The 16,350-nt window shown below is 68.0% G+C and carries 20 protein-coding genes; 13 read left to right on the top strand and 7 right to left on the bottom strand.

Features of this window, described 5'->3' with window-relative positions; genetic code table 11:
- Positions 1-76: 76 nt before the first annotated feature.
- The 4 genes from scpB to LT948_RS21630 form a co-directional block, all read right to left on the bottom strand.
- Positions 77-1,069, bottom strand: a complete 993-nt coding sequence (gene scpB / locus LT948_RS21645) for an SMC-Scp complex subunit ScpB (protein ID WP_023875071.1) — start codon at positions 1,067-1,069, stop codon at positions 77-79.
- A 144-nt stretch (positions 1,070-1,213) separates the two neighbouring features.
- Positions 1,214-1,966 carry a segregation and condensation protein A gene (locus tag LT948_RS21640; protein WP_003124353.1) on the bottom strand — a complete coding sequence of 251 codons (753 nt, stop codon included), beginning with the start codon at positions 1,964-1,966 and terminating at the stop codon, positions 1,214-1,216.
- A gap of 172 nt (positions 1,967-2,138) precedes the next feature.
- A complete protein-coding gene (locus LT948_RS21635; RefSeq protein ID WP_003091486.1) occupies positions 2,139-2,768 on the bottom strand; it encodes an L-threonylcarbamoyladenylate synthase in 630 nt (209 codons plus the stop codon).
- Positions 2,765-3,652: a PHP domain-containing protein gene (locus LT948_RS21630; protein ID WP_003091487.1), complete on the bottom strand. Its 888-nt coding sequence runs from the start codon at positions 3,650-3,652 to the stop codon at positions 2,765-2,767. The genes LT948_RS21635 and LT948_RS21630 overlap by 4 nt, the downstream gene beginning before the upstream one ends.
- Positions 3,653-3,867: 215 nt before the next feature.
- On the opposite strand from LT948_RS21630, the gene LT948_RS21625 reads away from it, so the two are divergent.
- The 7 genes from LT948_RS21625 (at position 3,868) to LT948_RS21595 (ending at position 8,529) form a co-directional block, all read left to right on the top strand.
- Positions 3,868-4,455, top strand: a complete 588-nt coding sequence (locus tag LT948_RS21625; protein ID WP_003091488.1) for a septation protein A — start codon at positions 3,868-3,870, stop codon at positions 4,453-4,455.
- Between the two features lies 1 nt (position 4,456).
- Positions 4,457-4,756, top strand: a complete 300-nt coding sequence (locus tag LT948_RS21620; RefSeq protein WP_003091489.1) for a YciI family protein — start codon at positions 4,457-4,459, stop codon at positions 4,754-4,756.
- A 175-nt stretch (positions 4,757-4,931) separates the two neighbouring features.
- Positions 4,932-5,300 carry a hypothetical protein gene (locus LT948_RS21615; RefSeq protein ID WP_003111064.1) on the top strand — a complete coding sequence of 123 codons (369 nt, stop codon included), beginning with the start codon at positions 4,932-4,934 and terminating at the stop codon, positions 5,298-5,300.
- Positions 5,301-5,310: 10 nt separating this feature from the next.
- Positions 5,311-5,988, top strand: coding sequence for a response regulator transcription factor (locus tag LT948_RS21610; protein ID WP_003091491.1), 678 nt, complete (start codon positions 5,311-5,313; stop codon positions 5,986-5,988).
- Between the two features lie 128 nt (positions 5,989-6,116).
- Positions 6,117-6,557 carry a Spy/CpxP family protein refolding chaperone gene (locus LT948_RS21605; RefSeq protein ID WP_003091492.1) on the top strand — a complete coding sequence of 147 codons (441 nt, stop codon included), beginning with the start codon at positions 6,117-6,119 and terminating at the stop codon, positions 6,555-6,557.
- Between the two features lie 114 nt (positions 6,558-6,671).
- Positions 6,672-8,009, top strand: coding sequence for a sensor histidine kinase (locus LT948_RS21600; RefSeq protein ID WP_003091493.1), 1,338 nt, complete (start codon positions 6,672-6,674; stop codon positions 8,007-8,009).
- 43 nt (positions 8,010-8,052) lie between these two features.
- The gene (locus tag LT948_RS21595) at positions 8,053-8,529 is read left to right on the top strand and encodes a hypothetical protein (RefSeq protein ID WP_003091494.1); all 477 of its coding nucleotides are present in this window, start codon (positions 8,053-8,055) and stop codon (positions 8,527-8,529) included.
- Here LT948_RS21595 and LT948_RS21590 read toward each other — a convergent pair.
- Together LT948_RS21590 and LT948_RS21585 are read right to left on the bottom strand one after the other, a co-directional pair.
- Positions 8,510-9,070 carry an NAD(P)H nitroreductase gene (locus LT948_RS21590; protein WP_003130478.1) on the bottom strand — a complete coding sequence of 187 codons (561 nt, stop codon included), beginning with the start codon at positions 9,068-9,070 and terminating at the stop codon, positions 8,510-8,512. The two genes, LT948_RS21595 and LT948_RS21590, sit on opposite strands and share 20 nt — an antisense overlap.
- Positions 9,071-9,134: 64 nt before the next feature.
- On the bottom strand, positions 9,135-9,506 hold the full coding sequence (locus LT948_RS21585; RefSeq protein WP_003130476.1) for a YkgJ family cysteine cluster protein: 372 nt from the start codon (positions 9,504-9,506) through the stop codon (positions 9,135-9,137).
- Positions 9,507-9,663: 157 nt separating this feature from the next.
- Between LT948_RS21585 and LT948_RS21580 the strand changes: the two genes are divergently transcribed.
- From LT948_RS21580 to LT948_RS21560, 5 genes are all read left to right on the top strand, one after another.
- On the top strand, positions 9,664-11,118 hold the full coding sequence (locus tag LT948_RS21580; RefSeq protein ID WP_003091497.1) for a TrkH family potassium uptake protein: 1,455 nt from the start codon (positions 9,664-9,666) through the stop codon (positions 11,116-11,118).
- 66 nt (positions 11,119-11,184) lie between these two features.
- Positions 11,185-12,330 carry an MlaE family ABC transporter permease gene (locus tag LT948_RS21575; RefSeq protein ID WP_004363206.1) on the top strand — a complete coding sequence of 382 codons (1,146 nt, stop codon included), beginning with the start codon at positions 11,185-11,187 and terminating at the stop codon, positions 12,328-12,330.
- Positions 12,327-13,121, top strand: coding sequence for an ABC transporter ATP-binding protein (locus LT948_RS21570; RefSeq protein ID WP_003109197.1), 795 nt, complete (start codon positions 12,327-12,329; stop codon positions 13,119-13,121). Before LT948_RS21575 ends, LT948_RS21570 begins: the two co-directional genes overlap by 4 nt.
- Before the next feature lies 1 nt (position 13,122).
- The gene (locus LT948_RS21565) at positions 13,123-14,061 is read left to right on the top strand and encodes an MlaD family protein (protein ID WP_033995051.1); all 939 of its coding nucleotides are present in this window, start codon (positions 13,123-13,125) and stop codon (positions 14,059-14,061) included.
- A complete protein-coding gene (locus LT948_RS21560; protein ID WP_003109195.1) occupies positions 14,058-14,702 on the top strand; it encodes an ABC-type transport auxiliary lipoprotein family protein in 645 nt (214 codons plus the stop codon). The genes LT948_RS21565 and LT948_RS21560 overlap by 4 nt, the downstream gene beginning before the upstream one ends.
- 22 nt (positions 14,703-14,724) lie before the next feature.
- On the opposite strand, the gene LT948_RS21555 is transcribed toward LT948_RS21560, so the two are convergent.
- The gene (locus LT948_RS21555; RefSeq protein WP_033995050.1) at positions 14,725-15,738 is read right to left on the bottom strand and encodes an AraC family transcriptional regulator; all 1,014 of its coding nucleotides are present in this window, start codon (positions 15,736-15,738) and stop codon (positions 14,725-14,727) included.
- Positions 15,739-15,880: 142 nt separating this feature from the next.
- Here LT948_RS21555 and LT948_RS21550 point away from each other — a divergent pair, with 142 nt between their 5' ends.
- Complete coding sequence (locus tag LT948_RS21550; protein ID WP_003091504.1) at positions 15,881-16,198, top strand: Mpo1-like protein; 318 nt, start codon at positions 15,881-15,883, stop codon at positions 16,196-16,198.
- Positions 16,199-16,350 lie beyond the last annotated feature (152 nt).

Below are 16,350 nucleotides of genomic sequence, written 5' to 3'. Positions count from 1 at the left end.
GGTTCCAGGGTCGATGAAACGGAGCGGGCCGGCCTCGCCGGCGCAGCCGGATGAATTCTACAGGGTGGAACGACGGTCAGCGGCGCGGCCAGTCGTCGTCGGCGTCCAGTGCCTCGCGCTCCTCGCGCATGGCCTCCGCCAGGGCGCGCTCCTCGTCATCGGGATCGGCGCCCGCGACAGCCTCCGCGACGGCAGGCTCGACGGCTTGCTCCGCGTCCACGGGAATCGGCCCAGCCGCTGGCTCGGCGGACTCGTCGCTCTGCTCCGAGGGCTCCGGAGGGTCGAGCAGGTCGTCGAAGTCGGTCTTCAGGCCCTGCTCCATCTCGTCCAGTTCCAGCAGCAGGCTGCGGAAGCTGGTTTCCTCGCGCGGCTTCTCCGGCTCGCCGGCCTCCCCCTCGATCTCCTCGAGGCTTTCCCCGGCCTCGGCGATGGCGCGATCGGCCAGGGCTTGGATCGAGGCAGGAATCGCATCCTCGTCGAGATCGTCGCGCGGCGGCGGCGCCGCCACTTCGACCGGCGGTTCCGGCTCGGGCTCCATCTCGCGCAGCGCCGACAGCGGCGGCAGCTCGTCGAGGCTCTTCAGGTTAAAATAATCGAGGAACGCCTTGGTGGTCGCCAGCATCGCCGGGCGCCCCGGCACCTCGCGGTAGCCAACGATGCGGATCCACTCCCGCTCCATCAGCGTCTTGACGATCTGGGTGTTCACCGCCACGCCGCGGATCTCCTCGATCTCGCCACGGGTGATCGGCTGGCGGTAGGCGATCAGCACCAGGGTTTCCAGGAGCGCGCGCGAATAGCGCTGCGGACGCTCCTCCCAGAGGCGGCCGACCCACGGCGAGAAACGCTCGCGAATCTGCAGGCGATACCCGGACGCGACTTCCTTCAGCTCGAAGGAACGCCCCGCGCAGGACAGCGCGAGGATCGCCAGGGCGTCGCGGAACTGCCCCGGTTCCGGCCGCTCGGCCTCGTCGAACAGCTCGGCCAGGCGCTCCAGCGACAGCGGCTTGCCGGCCGCGAGGAGGATGCCTTCGAGCAGGGTGGCGAGTTCGTGGGGATCGGACAGGTTCATCGTCGCAACGGATACCGGAGCCAGGAAGAGGGAAAGATAGCGGAATCGGGCATGCAGCTTAACAGGCCACGGCAGGGAGCGAAGCCGGAAGCTCGGAAAAGCTGACAGTCCGCAGGGGGACGAACGGCCAGCGGCGCGGCGCGATCACTCGAAATCGTCTTCCAGGGCTTCCTCCAGGGTTTCGCCTTCCTCCGCTTCGCGGGCTATCCGCAGGCGCACATGGATGGCGCCGAAAGCCTCGTTCTGCACCAGTTCCACCATCTGCTCCTTGACCAGTTCGAGGATCGCCATGAAGGTGACCACCACGCCGAGCTTGCCCTCCTCCAGGGTGAACAACTGGATGAAGGGCACGAAGGCGCCGCCTTTCAGGCGCTCCAGCACTTCGCTCATGCGTTCGCGGGTGGACAGTACCTCGCGGGTCACCTGGTGGCTCTCGAACAGGTCGGCGCGGCGCAGCATCTCGCCCATCACCAGCATCAGCTCCTGCAGCGCCAGCTCCGGCAGCAGCTTGCGCGCCCGCGCCTCGGGAGCAGCCACCGCCGGCACCAGCACGTCGCGGCCGACCCGGGGCAGTTCGTCGAGGTCTTCGGCGGCCTTCTTGAACCGTTCGTACTCTTGCAGGCGGCGGATCAGCTCGGCCCGCGGATCTTCCTCTTCCTCCTCGGCTTCCGCCGAGCGCGGCAACAACATGCGCGACTTGATCTCCGCCAGCATCGCCGCCATCACCAGGTACTCGGCGGCCAGCTCCAGGCGCACCGCCTTCATCAGCTCGACATAGCCCATGTACTGGCGGGTGATTTCCGCCACCGGGATATCCAGGATGTCGATGTTCTGCTTGCGGATCAGGTACAGCAGCAGGTCGAGCGGGCCCTCGAAGGCCTCGAGGAAGACCTCCAGCGCGTCCGGCGGGATATAGAGGTCCTGCGGCAGCTCGGTGACCGCCTCGCCGTAGACCAGCGCCAGTTGCAGCGGCACCCGCTCGGCGGCGGGTTCGGCTGGAGGGGTGTCGGCGTTGGCCGGGTTATCGTCCTGCATCGGTAGGCTCGTGGTGGGCGGATTCGGGCGGCGCTCAGGCCGGCTGCATGAACGGCGCAGGATCGCCGCAACCCACGCGGATCACTTCGGGATCGGTGTCGGTCAGGCTGATCACGGTGGAAGCCTCGCCGCCGCCATAGCCCCCGTCCACGATCAGGTCGACCTGGTGTTCCAGTACCTGGCGCATTTCATAGGGATCGTTCAGCGGCTCGCCGCTGCCGGGCATGATCAGGCTCACGCTCATCAGCGGTTCGCCCAGTTCCTCCAGCAGCGCCCGGGCGATCGGACAGTTCGGCACGCGCAGGCCAATGGTGCGGCGCTTGGGGTGCAGGAGCATGCGCGGCACCTCGCGGGTGGCGCTGAGGATGAAGGTGTAGGGACCGGGGGTGTGCGCCTTGAGCAGGCGGAACAGGCCGGTGTCGACCTTGGCATAGACCCCCAGCTCGGAAAGGTCGCGGCAGACCAGGGTGAAGTTGTGCTTGTCGTCCAGTTGGCGGATGCGGCGGATGCGATCCACCGCGGTCTTTTCGCCGATGCGGCAGCCCAGGGCATAGGACGAGTCGGTGGGATAGACGATCACCCCACCCTGGCGGACGATTTCCACCGCCTGCTTGACCAGCCGTGGCTGGGGATTTTCCGGATGGATCTGGAAGAACTGGCTCATTCGGCCCCCTTGGCTTCGGAATGACGTTCGGTATCGCGAAAATGCCTGGCGAAACGCGGCCACATGGCCGGAAGGTCCTCTGGAACCGCACGGTACATGCCCAGTTCGGACCAGTCGCCCGGCGCGTGGAAATCGCTGCCGGCGGTGACCATCAGGCCGAACTCGCGGGCCAGGATCGACAGGGTACCGACCTGTTCGGCCGGCTGCACGCCATTGACCACCTCGATGGCGTGTCCGCCGGCCTGGAGAAAGTCGGCGACCAGGCGCCGGCGCTTGGTCCGGGTGAAATCATAATGGTACGGGTGCGCCAGGCTGATCCAGGCGCGCGCCTCGCGCAGGCAGCCGACCACTTCCTCCAGGGTCGGCCAGTGCTGCTTGACGTCTCCCAGCTTGCCGGCCCCCAGCCATTTGCGGAACGCGTCGGCGCGATCCTTGACCCAGCCGCCCTGGACCAGGAACTCGGCGAAATGCGGCCGCGCCGGCGCGTTGCCGCTGTCGCCCAGGGCCCGCTGGATCGCCCGCGCGCCCTCCAGCGCCCCGGGCATACCCTTGGCCGCCAGCCGTCGGTCGATTTCCTCGGCGCGCGCCCAGCGGCCGCGGTGCAGGGCTTCGGTGGCCTGGCGCAGGGGAGCGGCGTCGAGGTCGAAACCGTAGCCCAGCACATGGATGGTGGCGCCACCCCAGGTGCAGGACAGCTCGACGCCGTTGACCAGTTCGATACCGAGTCGAGCGGCCGCCTGGTGGGCTTCCGGCAAGCCTTCCAGGGTGTCGTGGTCGGTCAGCGCCAGCAGCCCGACGCCTTTCTCGTGGGCCCGCTGCACCAGGGCGGCGGGCGCGAGAACGCCATCGGAGGCGGTACTGTGGCAATGCAGATCGACACGCATGGCTGAATCCTGATTCCAGTGAAGAATGGTGATGAAGCAACGCCGATTCGCTGCCTCGCGGTATCGAGACGTACCGTTCATGGGTCCGGGGAGCCTGCTCCACCTGGCGAATGCGCCTGCGGCACAGGCCTGACGCATTCGGAAAGACAGGATGACTGTTTCAGAACATCCAGAGGTTGCTATTATGCCGCTTCAACCGTGTCCTGACTGCCACCATGAAGCAATTCATCGATTTCATCCCACTGATCCTGTTCTTCATCGTCTACAAGATAGACCCTCAGAACGTCGAGTTCGCCGGGTTCAATCTGAGTGGCATCTACGGCGCGACCGCGACCCTGATCCTCGCCTCGGTGATCGTCTACGGCGCCCTCTGGCTCAAGCACCGCCACCTGGAAAAGAGCCAGTGGTTCACCCTCGGCGCCTGCCTGGTCCTCGGCGGCCTGACCCTGGCCTTCCACGAGGACACCTTCCTCAAATGGAAGGCGCCGCTGGTCAACTGGTTGTTCGCCCTGGCCTTCGCCGGCAGTCACTTCATCGGCGACAAGCCGATGATCCAGCGCATCATGGGCCATGCCATCCAGTTGCCGCAGGGCCTCTGGGTGCGCCTGAACATCGCCTGGGTGGTGTTCTTCCTGGTGTGCGGCTTCGCCAACCTGTACGTGGTCTTCACCTATCCGAACTTCTGGGTGGACTTCAAGGTGTTCGGCAGCCTCGGCATGACCTTGCTGTTCCTGATCGGCCAGGGCCTGTTCCTGGCTCGCCACCTGCACGACGCCGATACCGGCGAAAAGCCCAAGGACTGACATGCTCTACGCGATCATCGCCCGTGACATTCCCGCTTCCCAGGAACGCCGCCTGGCCAGCCGCCCGGCCCACCTGGCCCGTCTCGAACAGCTGAAGGAAGAAGGCCGCCTGGTACTCGCCGGCCCGCACCCGGCGATCGACAGCAACGACCCGGGCGCCGCCGGCTTCACCGGCAGCCTGATCGTCGCCGAATTCGATTCCCTGGCCGCGGCGCAGAGCTGGGCCGAGGCCGACCCCTACCGGGCCGCCGGGGTGTATGCCGAGGTGGTGGTCAAGCCGTTCAAGAAAGTCCTGCCCTGAGGCAGTCGCCGGGTACCGGCGGCCGGCCCGGTCGCCCTCCCGGCAAACGTTTTCGCACCGGACGCCGCTTTCCGGTGCCCGCCGCAGCGCAACCAGGCCGGCCCGGCGCTTTCGCCAAGCCGGAAGGGCGAACCGGAAGACAGTGCAATCCGTCGCTTCATCGGTACAAGGAGTCATGATGCGTCCATCCACTGCCCATTGCCTGCTGCTGAGCCTGAGCCTGGGAGCTTCCCTGGCCCAGGCCGAGGAACCCGCGCCAGCACCGATTCCAGCCGCGCAGCCTTCCATTGCGCAGGCTACCGCCGAACTGGAGCGCCGCCTGGTGGAAACGGAACGCCAGCGCGACGAACTGGTCAGTCGTATGCGCCAGGAGAACCGCCAGTTGCGCGAGCAGTTGCAGGCGGCCCAGGCGCAGCGGCAACCGCCGCTGCTCACAGAAGAGCAGACCTGGTATGTCGCCGGCGCCGCCACCGCCCTGCTCGCGTTCGTCCTCGGCGCCCTGAGCCGCGGCCGCCGGCGACAGCGACGCGAATGGATCAATTGAGCGACACCCGATGAGCGAACTGCTGTTGATCGACGATGACCGGGAGCTCTGCGAGCTGCTCGGTACCTGGCTGGTCCAGGAAGGTTTCTCCGTGCGTGCCAGCCACGACGGCGCCCAGGCCCGTCGCGCCCTCGCCGAGCAGACGCCGGATGCCGTGGTGCTCGACGTGATGCTGCCGGACGGCAGCGGCCTGGAACTGCTCAAGCAACTGCGCGGCGACCATCCCGACCTGCCGGTGCTGATGCTGTCCGCCCGCGGCGAGCCGCTGGACCGCATCCTCGGTCTGGAACTGGGCGCCGACGATTACCTGGCCAAGCCCTGCGACCCGCGCGAACTCACCGCACGGCTGCGCGCCGTGCTGCGGCGAACCCACCCGGCGCAGCCCAGCGCGCAGATGCAACTGGGCGACCTGTCGCTGAACCTGACGCGCGGCGTGGCGCAGATCGACGGCCAGGAGATCAGCCTGACCCTTTCCGAAAGCCGCATCCTCGAAGCGCTCCTGCGCCAGCCCGGCGAGCCGCTGGACAAGCAGGCCCTGGCGCAACTGGCGCTGGGCCGCAAGCTGACCCTCTACGACCGCAGCCTGGACATGCACGTCAGCAACCTGCGCAAGAAGCTCGGCAGCCACCCCGACGGCAGCCCGCGCATCCTCGCCCTGCGCGGCCGCGGCTACTACTACAGCCACTGAGCGGGTTTCGTCAGCCCGCCGACACAAGGTCTTTACCCAAGCTTTACCCAGGGTTGACCGCGCTTGACCTTGACCTCCCTAGACTGGGCTCATCCGGTAAATGGCCGGACCCAGAAAGGAGAAACACCATGCGCAAGACGCTAACCGCCCTGTTCATCGCCGCCGCCCTGCCGACCTTCGCCATGGCCGCGCCCGCCGCCAACGACCTGCCGCCCCCGCCGATGGAAGGCGGCCACATGATGGGCCAGCACGGTCCCCGGCATGGCGGACCGATGAAGGAACTGAACCTGACCCGCGAACAGCGCCAGCAGATGGGCAAACTGATGGGCGAACAGATGAAGGCCCGCCACGAGATCACCCAGCGCTACCTGGCCAAGCTGCCGGCGGCCGAGCAGAAGGCCCTGAAGGACGAACTCAAGGCCAGCCACGAGAAGACCCAGAAGGACATCCGCGCCCTGCTCACCCCCGAGCAGCAGAAGAAGTTCGACGAACTGCAGAAGAAGCGCGAGCAGCGCAAGGCAGAGTGGGCCGAATTCCAGCAATGGAAGGCCGACAAGAAGTCCAACTGACGTCCGAGCCACCGCTACCGGGTCCTCCGGTAGCGGTCTTCCGACCAGCCGGAATCGCATATCCTAGGGGTTTACCCACGCGGCCGGCCCGACATGCGATTCAACAGGAAAACCATGCGTTCACTCTTCTGGCGAATCCTCGCCGCCTTCTGGCTGGCCCTGCTGCTGGTAGCCGGGCTTTCCATCCTGCTGGGTCGCGCGCTGAACCAGGACACCTGGATCATCGCCCGCCATCCTGGCCTGAAGGATCTCGCCGAGCAGTGGACCGCCCTCTACGAAGAACAGGGCAGCTACGCGGCCCAGGGCTTGCTGGAGCAACGCCGCCGCGACTACGGGATTTCCATCCAGGTGCTCGACGAAAGCGGCCAGCGCCTGGTCGACGGCACCTACCTGCCGCGCCCCCGCCACCGCCCGCCGCGCACCAGCGACCGCAACCTGCCGCGCTTCCCCTGGCGCCAACTGAGCCAGGAATACGTCAGCCCGCAGAGCAACCATACCTATCTGTTCATCTACCGCATCCCGCACCCGGAGCTGGAGGCCTGGCACCGCGGCAGCCTGCTCTGGCCGCTCAGCGCGCTGGGCATCGCACTGGTGGTGCTGACCCTGTTCAGCCTGCTGCTGACGCTGTCCATCACCCGTCCGCTGAACCGTCTGCGGCGCGCCGTGCACGACCTCGGCCAGACCGCCTACCAGAAGGACAGCCTGGCCCGCCTGGCGCGGCGCGGCGATGAACTGGGCACCCTGGCGCGCGATTTCAACCGCATGGGCGAACGCCTGCAAAGCCTGATCGGCAGCCAGCGACAGTTGCTCCGCGACGTGTCCCACGAACTGCGCTCGCCGTTGGCGCGCCTGCGCATCGCCCTGGCCCTGGCCGAGCGCGCCGAACCGCAAGCGCGGGCGCAGATGTGGCCGCGCCTGGAACAGGAATGCGACCGCCTGGAAGCGCTGATCGGCGAGATCCTCGCCCTCGCCCGGCTCGACGCCGAACCCGGCGCGAGCCAACGGATCGCCCTGCTGCCGCTGCTCCAGCGGCTGCGCGAAGACGCCCTGCTGCTGGCTCCGGAGCAGGATATCCGCCTGGAAGTGGCGCCTGACCTGAGCATCGACGGCTGGCCGGACATGTTCGAGCGCGCGGTGGACAACCTGCTGCGCAACGCCGTGCGCTTCAACCCCGCCGGCCAACCGCTGGAAGTGCGCGCCAGCAGCGCCGGCGACTACCTGCGCCTGAGCGTCCGCGACCATGGGCCGGGCATCGCCGTCGAACTGCAGGAGCAGTTGGGCGAACCGTTCTTCCGCGCACCCAACCAGAGCAGCCCGGGACACGGCCTGGGCCTGGCCATCGCCCGCCGCGCCATCGAGCGCCACGGCGGGCACCTGCGCCTGGGCAACCATCCCGACGGCGGCTTCATCGCCACCCTCAGCCTGCCGCTACGGCGCAAGGCGACCGAATGACGCCACGCCCCGATGCGCGGCACTTCCCCCAGGAGCATCCGGCATGACTCTTCCCGCTTCGTTGTTCCTCGATGAACGCCCGCTCGCCCAGGCCATCGCGCCGCCGGAACTTCCCGGCGACGAGCCGCAATCGCTGGTCCTGGCGGTCGAGCTGGGACAGGTCGCCCAGCAACTGCGGCAACGCTGGGCGCGCCTCGACCTGAGCCTGCCGGAGCGCGGCACCTGGCCGCTGGAGAGCTGGCGCCCGGCCTTGCACGAGGCGCTCTACGGCCTGCTCGGCGGCGCCGCGCAGGCCCGCCCGTGGCAGCGCATCACGCTGAATCCGGCGCTGGACGCGCGCCACGGCCGGCTGCGCCTGGACATCCTCGGCCAGGCGGAAGAAGGCCGGCGCTGGCTGCCGGCGGCCGTGGAAGCCGCCCGACGACTGGCCGGCTGGCAGGGCGGACGACTGCTCTGGCACGCTCAGGGCGCGTATTGGTGCGTACGCCTGCTGTTGCCGCTCAGCCCGGCCAGGCGCTGACGAAGGCCGTCGGGTCGAGTTCCGTCGGCGTGCGCAACTCGCCCATCGGCGTACCCAGGTAGACGAAGCCGATGATCCGCTCCTGCTCGCCGAGCCCCAGGCCGGCGTGCACCACCGGATCGGTGGCCATCTCGCCGGTCCGCCACATCGCCCCCAATCCCTGGGCATAGGCACCCAGCACCAGGCCGTGGGCAGCGCATCCGGCGGCCAGCAGTTGCTCGCCATGCGGCACCTTCGGGTGATCCTGCAGGCAGGCCACCGCCACGACCAGCAGCGGTGCCCGCAGCGGCATGTTGCGGGCCTTGGCCAGCGCTTCCTCGGCGGCGTCCGGCTGGCGGCTCGCCAGGGCGCGGGCGTAGAGGTCGCCCAGGGCCCGGCGGCCTTCGCCTTCTACCACGATGAAGCGCCAGGGCCGCAGTTGCCCGTGGTCCGGGGCACGCAAGGCGACCCGGAACAGCCGGTCGAGCTGCTCCGGCGAGGGCGCGGGATCGCTCAGGCGGGCGTGGGAAACGCGAGTGAGCAAGGCGTCGAGAGCCTCCATGGGCGAACTCCTGTCAGAAACGAAATCGCCATTGTAGACGCAATCGCCAGGCTCACGCCCGCTCTCAGGCGACCCGGCCCGGCGCCAGGTGCGGCTGCAGCGGCGGGGTCAGCGGTGGCAGGCCGTAGGCGGCGCGCGCGGCATCGCAGGCCGGGTTGGGCTGGCCGTTGACCCAGGCCGCCTCGAACTCGCGGCAGGTACTCGAGCGCTGCTCGTAGACGGTGCAGCGAACACCGCAACCGACCTCGCCGAGCAGCCCGACGCAGCGCGCCGGCTTGTTCTCGGTACCGCTCATGGCGACCATCTGCGGGCTGATGCGGACGGTCAGTTCGTCGGGTACGACGCCGCCTGCGGAACGGCACTCGCCCCAATAGAAAGACACACGAAAATGCGCACAGCAGGCGCCGCAGGTAAGACACGGATTGTCAGTCGACATGGTTGGCAGAACACCAGAGAAACCGGCGAGCGCCGGCGGGCGAAGCGAGATTCTAGCGATTTCGCGGCTGCTGTGAAGAGGGGCGCAGCGGCAGATTTACTCTCCGCGGACGGCTGGTAGAATGACCGGTCCGCCACCGCCCAGAGCCCCACGATCCATGGCCTTGCCGACCCTACGCATTCTCGGTTTCATCATCGGCATCTTCCTGATCACTCTGGCCGCCAGCATGCTGGTCCCGATCCTGACCATGCTCGCCTTCGACCGTACCGAAGGCATCCAGGCGTTCATCTGGTCCAGCGTCGCCACCTTCGTCACCGGCCTCGGCCTGGTCCTGCCGGGGCGTCCCGAGCATGTCCACCTGCGCCCGCGGGACATGTACATGCTCACCGTATCGAGCTGGGTGCTGGTATGCATCTTCGCCGCCCTGCCGTTCGTCCTGCAGCAGCACATCAGCTACACCGATGCCTTCTTCGAAAGCATGTCGGGGATCACCGCCACCGGCTCCACCGTGCTCAGCGGGCTGGACGACATGTCCCCGGGCATCCTCATCTGGCGCTCGCTGCTGCACTGGCTGGGCGGCATCGGCTTCATCGCCATGGCCGTGGCGATCCTGCCGATGCTGCGGATCGGCGGCATGCGCCTGTTCCAGACCGAATCCTCGGACCGCTCGGAAAAGGTCCTGCCACGCTCGCACATGGTCGCCAAGTACATCGTCGCCACCTATGTCGGCATCACCCTGCTCGGCAGCCTGGCCTTCTGGGGCGCCGGCATGAGCCCGTTCGACGCGGTCAACCACGCCATGTCGGCGATTTCCACCGGCGGTTTCTCCACCTCCGACCAATCCCTGGCCAAGTGGAAGCAGCCGGCGGTGCACTGGACCGCGGTAGTGGTGATGATCCTCGGCAGCCTGCCGTTCGCGCTCTACGTCGCCACCCTGCGCGGACACCGCAAGGCGCTGATCAAGGACCAGCAGGTCCGCGGCCTGCTCGGCCTGCTGCTGGTGACCTGGCTGCTGATGGGCACCTGGTACGCGGTAACCTCCAAGCTGCCCTGGATGGATGCCTTCCGCATCGTCGCGGTGAATGTCACCTCGGTGGTCACCACCACCGGCTTCGCCCTCGGCGACTACAGCATGTGGGGGCACTTCTCGATCATGCTGTTCTTCTACCTCGGCTTCATCGGCGGTTGCTCCGGCTCTACCGCCGGCGGCATCAAGATCTTCCGCTTCCAGGTCGCCTACACCCTGCTCAAGGCCAACCTCTACCAGTTGATCCACCCGCGCGCGGTGCTCAAGCAGAACTACAACGGCCATCGCCTGGACGAGGAAATCGTCCGCTCGATCCTGACCTTCTCGTTCTTCTTCGCCATCGTCGTCTGCCTGCTCGCCCTCTGCCTGTCGCTGATCGGCCTGGACTGGATGACCGCCCTCACCGGCGCCGCCAGCACCGTGGCCGGCGTAGGCCCGGGGATGGGCCCCATCATCGGCCCCTCGGGCAACTTCGCCAGCCTGCCGGACGCCGCCAAGTGGCTGCTGGCCGCCGGCATGCTGCTCGGCCGCCTGGAGATCATCACCGTGCTGGTCCTGCTGACCCCGGCGTTCTGGCGCCACTGAGCGCTCACGGGCCTGTCTGCAATGGCTCTACTCAGGGACTGAAAAGCCGGTGTAAGCTTCTGCACCATGACGACACAGCCGCAACCCGGCCACGTGAGCCTGGATAGCTCCACCCAGCCCGCCCGCGTCAGAGCCATAGGTGATTGGACGCTCGCCCACTACACGGCTCTGGAGCGCGAGGTGACGCGCCTGCGCAGCGAAGTGGCGGGCAACGCCAGCTTCGACCTGAGCCAGTTGGGCGCCCTGGATACCGCCGGCGCCGCCCTGCTCGCCGAATTGCTCGGCGCCGAGCGCCTGGCCGACCTCGCCGAGCTGGAGCCCGGCCTGCCGCGCGAGCGCCAGGCCCTGCTGAAGACCGTCGGCCACGCCCTGCACGACTTCTGCGAACCGGAAAAACCCAAGCCGCCGACCACCGCCATCGAACTGCTGGCTCGCATCGGCTGTGCCATGGAGACCTTCTGGCTGCACCTCAAGGCACTCCTCGGCTTCATCGGCCTGACCCTGGAGACCCTGCTCCGCAGCCTGGTCCGCCCGGCCAGTTGGCGGGTCACGCCGCTGGTGGCGAACATCGAGAAGAGCGGCCTGGACGCGGTGCCGATCATCGCCCTGCTGACCTTCCTGGTCGGCGCGGTGATCGCCTTCCTCGGCGCCACGGTGCTGGCCAACTTCGGCGCGACCATCTACACGGTCAACCTGGTGGTGTTCTCCTTCCTCCGCGAGTTCGCCGTGCTGCTCACCGCGATCCTCATGGCCGGCCGTACCGCCAGCGCCTTCACCGCGCAGATCGGTTCGATGAAGGCCAACGAGGAGATCGACGCGATCCGCGCCCTCGGCCTCAACCCCATCGAGCTGCTGGTGCTGCCGCGGGTGCTGGCGCTGCTGGTATCGCTGCCGATGCTGACCTTCGTCGGCATGCTCTGCGGCATCGTCGGCGGCATGACCGTCTGCGCCTGGACCCTGGACATCCCGCCGGCGATGTTCCTGTCGATCATGGAGGACGGAATCGGCGTACAGCATTTCCTGGTCGGTATCAGCAAGGCCCCGCTGTTCGCCTTCCTGATCGCCGTGATCGGCTGCCTGGAAGGCTTCAAGGTCAGCGGCAGCGCCCAGTCGGTGGGCGAGCACACCACCACCAGCGTGGTCCACTCGATCTTCGTGGTGATCCTGCTCGACGCCCTCGCCGCGCTGTTCTTCATGGAGATGGGCTGGTGAGCCAGGACAACCCGCAGGCGATCATCCAGGTCCGCGACCTGTGCAACCGTTTCGGCGCCCAGGCGGTCCACGAGCACCTCGACCTCGACGTCCGTCGCGGCGAGATCCTCGGCGTGGTCGGCGGCTCCGGCACCGGCAAGTCGGTGCTGCTGCGCAGTATCGTCGGCCTGCGCCGGCCGACCTCCGGCAGCGTGCGGGTGTTCGGCGAAGACCTGCTGCAACTGCCGGAGGAGCGCCGCTCCCTGGTCGAACGGCGCTTCGGCGTGCTGTTCCAGCAGGGCGCGCTGTTTTCCTCGCTTACCGTGGTGGAGAACGTCGCCCTGCCGCTGATCGAGAACGCCGGCCTGCCGCGCGCCGACGCCGAGCACCTGGCCCAGGTCAAGCTGGCCCTGGCCGGGCTACCGGCCAACGCCGGCGACAAGTATCCGGCCTCGCTTTCCGGCGGCATGATCAAGCGCGCCGCCCTGGCCCGCGCCCTGGCGCTGGACCCGGACATCCTGTTCCTCGACGAGCCCACCGCCGGCCTCGACCCGATCGGCGCGGCGGCCTTCGACAACCTGATCCGTACCCTGCGCGACGCCCTCGGCCTGACGGTGTTCCTGGTCACCCATGACCTGGACACCCTGTACACCATCTGCGACCGGGTCGCCGTGCTGTCGCAGAAGAAGGTCCTGGTGGTCGATACCCTGGAACGGGTCGCCGCCACCGACGACCCCTGGGTCCGCGAATACTTCCACGGGCCGCGCGGGCGCGCCGCCCACCAAGCCGCCGCCGTGCCGGAGAATCACTGAGATGGAAACCCGAGCCCACCATGTGTTGATCGGCCTGTTCAGCGTGATCGTGATCGGCGCCGCCCTGCTCTTCGGCCTGTGGCTGGCCAAGTCCGGCTCGGAGGGCAAGTTCAACTACTACGACATCGTCTTCAACGAAGCGGTCAGCGGCCTTTCCCAGGGCAGCTCGGTGCAGTACAGCGGGATCAAGGTCGGCGACGTGGCCTTCCTCCGCCTCGATCCGCAGGACCCGCGCAAGGTCTGGGCACGCATCCGCGTGGTGGCCAGCGCGCCGATCAAGCAGGACACCACCGCCAAGCTGGCGCTCACCGGGATCACCGGCACCTCGATCATCCAGCTCAGCAGCGGCACGCCCGCCAGCCCGATGCTGGAGGGCAAGGACGGGAGGATCCCGGTGATCGTCGCCACGCCCTCGCCGCTGACCCAGTTGCTGAGCAACGGCGAAGACCTGATGGGCAACATCAACCAGCTCATCGCGCGCTTCAGCAACCTGCTCTCCGAGGAAAACACAGCGCGCATCAGCCGCACCCTCGACCATCTCGACCAGGCCACCGGCGCGCTCTCCGCCGAGCGCGAGAACGTCAGCGCGGTGATGCAGCAGTTGGCCCAGGCGAGCAGGCAGGCCAACGCCGCGCTGGCCCAGGCCAGCGAGTTGATGCGCAGCGCCAACGGCCTGCTCAACGAGCAAGGCAAAGGGATGATGGAAAACGCCAACAAGACCATGGCTTCGCTGGAGCGCACCAGCGCCACCCTCGACCAGTTGATCAGCGAGAATCGCCACTCGCTGGACGGCGGCATCCAGGGACTCGCCGAGCTGGGCCCGGCGGTCAGCGAACTGCGCGATACCCTGGCGGCACTGCGCGGAATCAGCCGGCGCCTGGAAGAGAACCCGGCGAACTACCTGCTGGGCCGGGAAAAAACCAAGGAGTTCACCCCATGAGGCTCGCCCTTCGCCCGCTGCGTCGCCTGTCCCTGGCCGCCGGCCTGGCCGCGCTCGCCACCCTCGGCGCCTGCTCGATCCTGCCGGAAGCGCAGGTCCTCCAGGTCTACCTGCTACCGGTGCACAACCCTCCGGCCAGCGCCGCCGCGCGGCCGGTCGACTGGTCGCTGCGGATCGCCCGGCCGCGTACCAGCCTGGTGCTGGAGAGCCCGCGCATCGCGGTGCGCCCGCACGGCGACGAAATCAGCGTGTACCAGGGCGCGCGCTGGAGCGATCCGGCACCGTCGCTGCTGCGCGACCGTCTGATGCAGGCGTTCCAGGCCGACGGCCGGGTCCGCGGCCTGAGCAGCGACGACAGCAACCTGCAGGCCGATTTCGAACTGGGCGGCGACCTTCGCGCCTTCCAGACCGAGTACCCGAACGGCCAGGCCAGCGCGCTGATCCGCTACGACGCGCGCCTGGTGCGTACCGACGACAAGCGCGTGGTCGCCAGCCGGCGTTTCGAGGTCAGCCAGCCGGTGGACGGCAAGAAGGTCGCGGCGGTGGTCAGCGCCTTCGGCAAGGCCGGCGATACGCTGTCGGCCCAGGTTCTCGACTGGACCCTGCGCCAGGCCTCGGCGCAACCCGCCGTGCAGCCCTGAAGCGTCCCGCCTGGCCTGGCGACTAGCCCGGGCGCCCCTGGCGGCGCGCCCGGTATTCGTTGGGCGTGCAGCCGAACCAGCGGCGGAATGCCCGGAAGAAATTGCTCGGATCGGCGAAACCCAGCAGATAGGCGACTTCCAGCAAGGTCAGGCCGGGCTGCTGGAGATACTGATCGGCCATATCCCGACGTGTGTCGTCGAGCAGTTGCTGGTAGCTGGTGCCCTCCTCCTGGAGGCGTCGTTGCAAGGTGCGCTGCGACAGGTGCAGTGCCTGGGCCACCCGTTCGCGCTTGGGTTCTCCCTGCGGCAACAGCCGGCACAGGGTCTGCCGGGCCAGATGGGTGATGCGGCTGGTGCTGAAACGCGCCAGGTATTCGCCGGCGAAGCGATCGTGCAACTGGGCCAGCGCCTCGTTGGCCGAGGGTAGCGGCGTCTCGAGGTCGACGCGGGAAAACACCAGCGCGAACTCCTCGGCGTGAAAGCGCAGCGGCGCGCGGAACAGCTCGGCATAGGGTGCCAGCGGCTCGCGGGGCGCGCCGGGCAGTTCCACCGCCAGCGGGTCCAGCGGCCGGCCGGTGATCCAGCGGACCATGTCCACCAGGTAGGCCAGCGAGCATTCGGCACTCTGCGGCGGCGCCGGCAGGCGATCACCATGCACCGTGACGCCGAGTCGATAGCCCTGCGGCGTGCGGCGGAAAGTCAGGTCGGAGGCTTCCGCGATGATCCGCTGGTAGCGTTCCAGGCGCGCGAAGCCTTCCGCCAGGTTGCAGCTCGACATCAGCGCATAGCCGACGACGTGGAAAGCCGGGCGCCGGACCCGGGCGATGTTCAGGGCGATCGCCGGGTTGCCGCTGAGCGCCACCGCACGCTGCCACAGACGGCTCATCGCATCCTGCGGGAAGCGCGCGTCGGGGTCCTGCAAGGCCTGGTAGTCGAGGCCCAGCTCGGCGAACAGCTGGCGTCCGTCGAGGCCTTCCAGCTCCAGGGCGAGGACGATGCCCTGGACCCAGCTGGACAAGGTTGTACGTTCCGGCATCGGTCTCTTCTTGTTCTGGCGGGAGGCACGCCGACCGTCGACCGGCCTGGCGGCCCAAGGATACTAAACTGGCCCTGTATGTCATCCGCGACATCGTGCGGCCCGCACTACACTGCGCGGACACAACGAGAGGAGGCATTCCATGAGCAGCCCTGACGACGAGCGTTTCCACAGTTTCGCCGAGTTCTACCCCTACTACCTGCAGGAACACAGCAATGCGGTGTGCCGCCGCCTGCACTACGTCGGCAGCCTGCTGGTGCTGGCGGTGCTGTTCCTCGCCGTGGCCAGCCAGCAGTGGCTATGGCTGCTGGCGCTGCCGCTGGTCGGCTATGGCTTCGCCTGGGTCGGCCACTTCGTCTTCGAGAAGAACCGCCCGGCCACCTTCAAGTACCCGCTGTGGTCGTTCATGGGCGACTGGGTGATGCTCAAGGACGCCTTCACCGGCCGCATCCGCTTCTGACCCGTCCCGCGCGGCCGGCCGCCCGGGCCGGTCGCTCCGCCGGGACGACCGTCGGTCCCGGATCGGTGCGCTTTCCTGAACTATCGCTCAGCTGTCACTGGCCGCCGCGCAAACGCTTGGTTAAGATTCCGCCAGCAACCTGGCCAACCGCC

Origin of the sequence: Pseudomonas sp. CP-1, assembly GCF_021213715.1 — a bacterium.
Lineage (GTDB): Bacteria > Pseudomonadota > Gammaproteobacteria > Pseudomonadales > Pseudomonadaceae > Pseudomonas > Pseudomonas aeruginosa.
Note: the sequence above shows the minus strand (reverse complement) of the source record. Positions and strands in the feature narration are given on the sequence as shown.

Bases quoted from the DNA above. Each gene is read 5' to 3' on its own strand.
- LT948_RS21565 (WP_033995051.1), top strand. From the start codon at position 13,123: ATGGAAACCCGAGCCCACCATGTGTTGATCGGCCTGTTCAGCGTGATC.
- LT948_RS21605 (WP_003091492.1), top strand. From the start codon at position 6,117: ATGCGCAAGACGCTAACCGCCCTGTTCATCGCCGCCGCCCTGCCGACC.
- LT948_RS21635 (WP_003091486.1), bottom strand. From the start codon at position 2,768: ATGAGCCAGTTCTTCCAGATCCATCCGGAAAATCCCCAGCCACGGCTG.
- LT948_RS21610 (WP_003091491.1), top strand. From the start codon at position 5,311: ATGAGCGAACTGCTGTTGATCGACGATGACCGGGAGCTCTGCGAGCTG.
- LT948_RS21600 (WP_003091493.1), top strand. From the start codon at position 6,672: ATGCGTTCACTCTTCTGGCGAATCCTCGCCGCCTTCTGGCTGGCCCTG.
- scpB (WP_023875071.1), bottom strand. From the start codon at position 1,069: ATGAACCTGTCCGATCCCCACGAACTCGCCACCCTGCTCGAAGGCATC.
- LT948_RS21615 (WP_003111064.1), top strand. From the start codon at position 4,932: ATGATGCGTCCATCCACTGCCCATTGCCTGCTGCTGAGCCTGAGCCTG.
- LT948_RS21580 (WP_003091497.1), top strand. From the start codon at position 9,664: ATGGCCTTGCCGACCCTACGCATTCTCGGTTTCATCATCGGCATCTTC.
- LT948_RS21590 (WP_003130478.1), bottom strand. From the start codon at position 9,070: ATGGAGGCTCTCGACGCCTTGCTCACTCGCGTTTCCCACGCCCGCCTG.
- LT948_RS21550 (WP_003091504.1), top strand. From the start codon at position 15,881: ATGAGCAGCCCTGACGACGAGCGTTTCCACAGTTTCGCCGAGTTCTAC.
- LT948_RS21555 (WP_033995050.1), bottom strand. From the start codon at position 15,738: ATGCCGGAACGTACAACCTTGTCCAGCTGGGTCCAGGGCATCGTCCTC.
- LT948_RS21625 (WP_003091488.1), top strand. From the start codon at position 3,868: ATGAAGCAATTCATCGATTTCATCCCACTGATCCTGTTCTTCATCGTC.
- LT948_RS21585 (WP_003130476.1), bottom strand. From the start codon at position 9,506: ATGTCGACTGACAATCCGTGTCTTACCTGCGGCGCCTGCTGTGCGCAT.
- LT948_RS21630 (WP_003091487.1), bottom strand. From the start codon at position 3,652: ATGCGTGTCGATCTGCATTGCCACAGTACCGCCTCCGATGGCGTTCTC.
- LT948_RS21575 (WP_004363206.1), top strand. From the start codon at position 11,185: ATGACGACACAGCCGCAACCCGGCCACGTGAGCCTGGATAGCTCCACC.
- LT948_RS21560 (WP_003109195.1), top strand. From the start codon at position 14,058: ATGAGGCTCGCCCTTCGCCCGCTGCGTCGCCTGTCCCTGGCCGCCGGC.
- LT948_RS21620 (WP_003091489.1), top strand. From the start codon at position 4,457: ATGCTCTACGCGATCATCGCCCGTGACATTCCCGCTTCCCAGGAACGC.
- LT948_RS21595 (WP_003091494.1), top strand. From the start codon at position 8,053: ATGACTCTTCCCGCTTCGTTGTTCCTCGATGAACGCCCGCTCGCCCAG.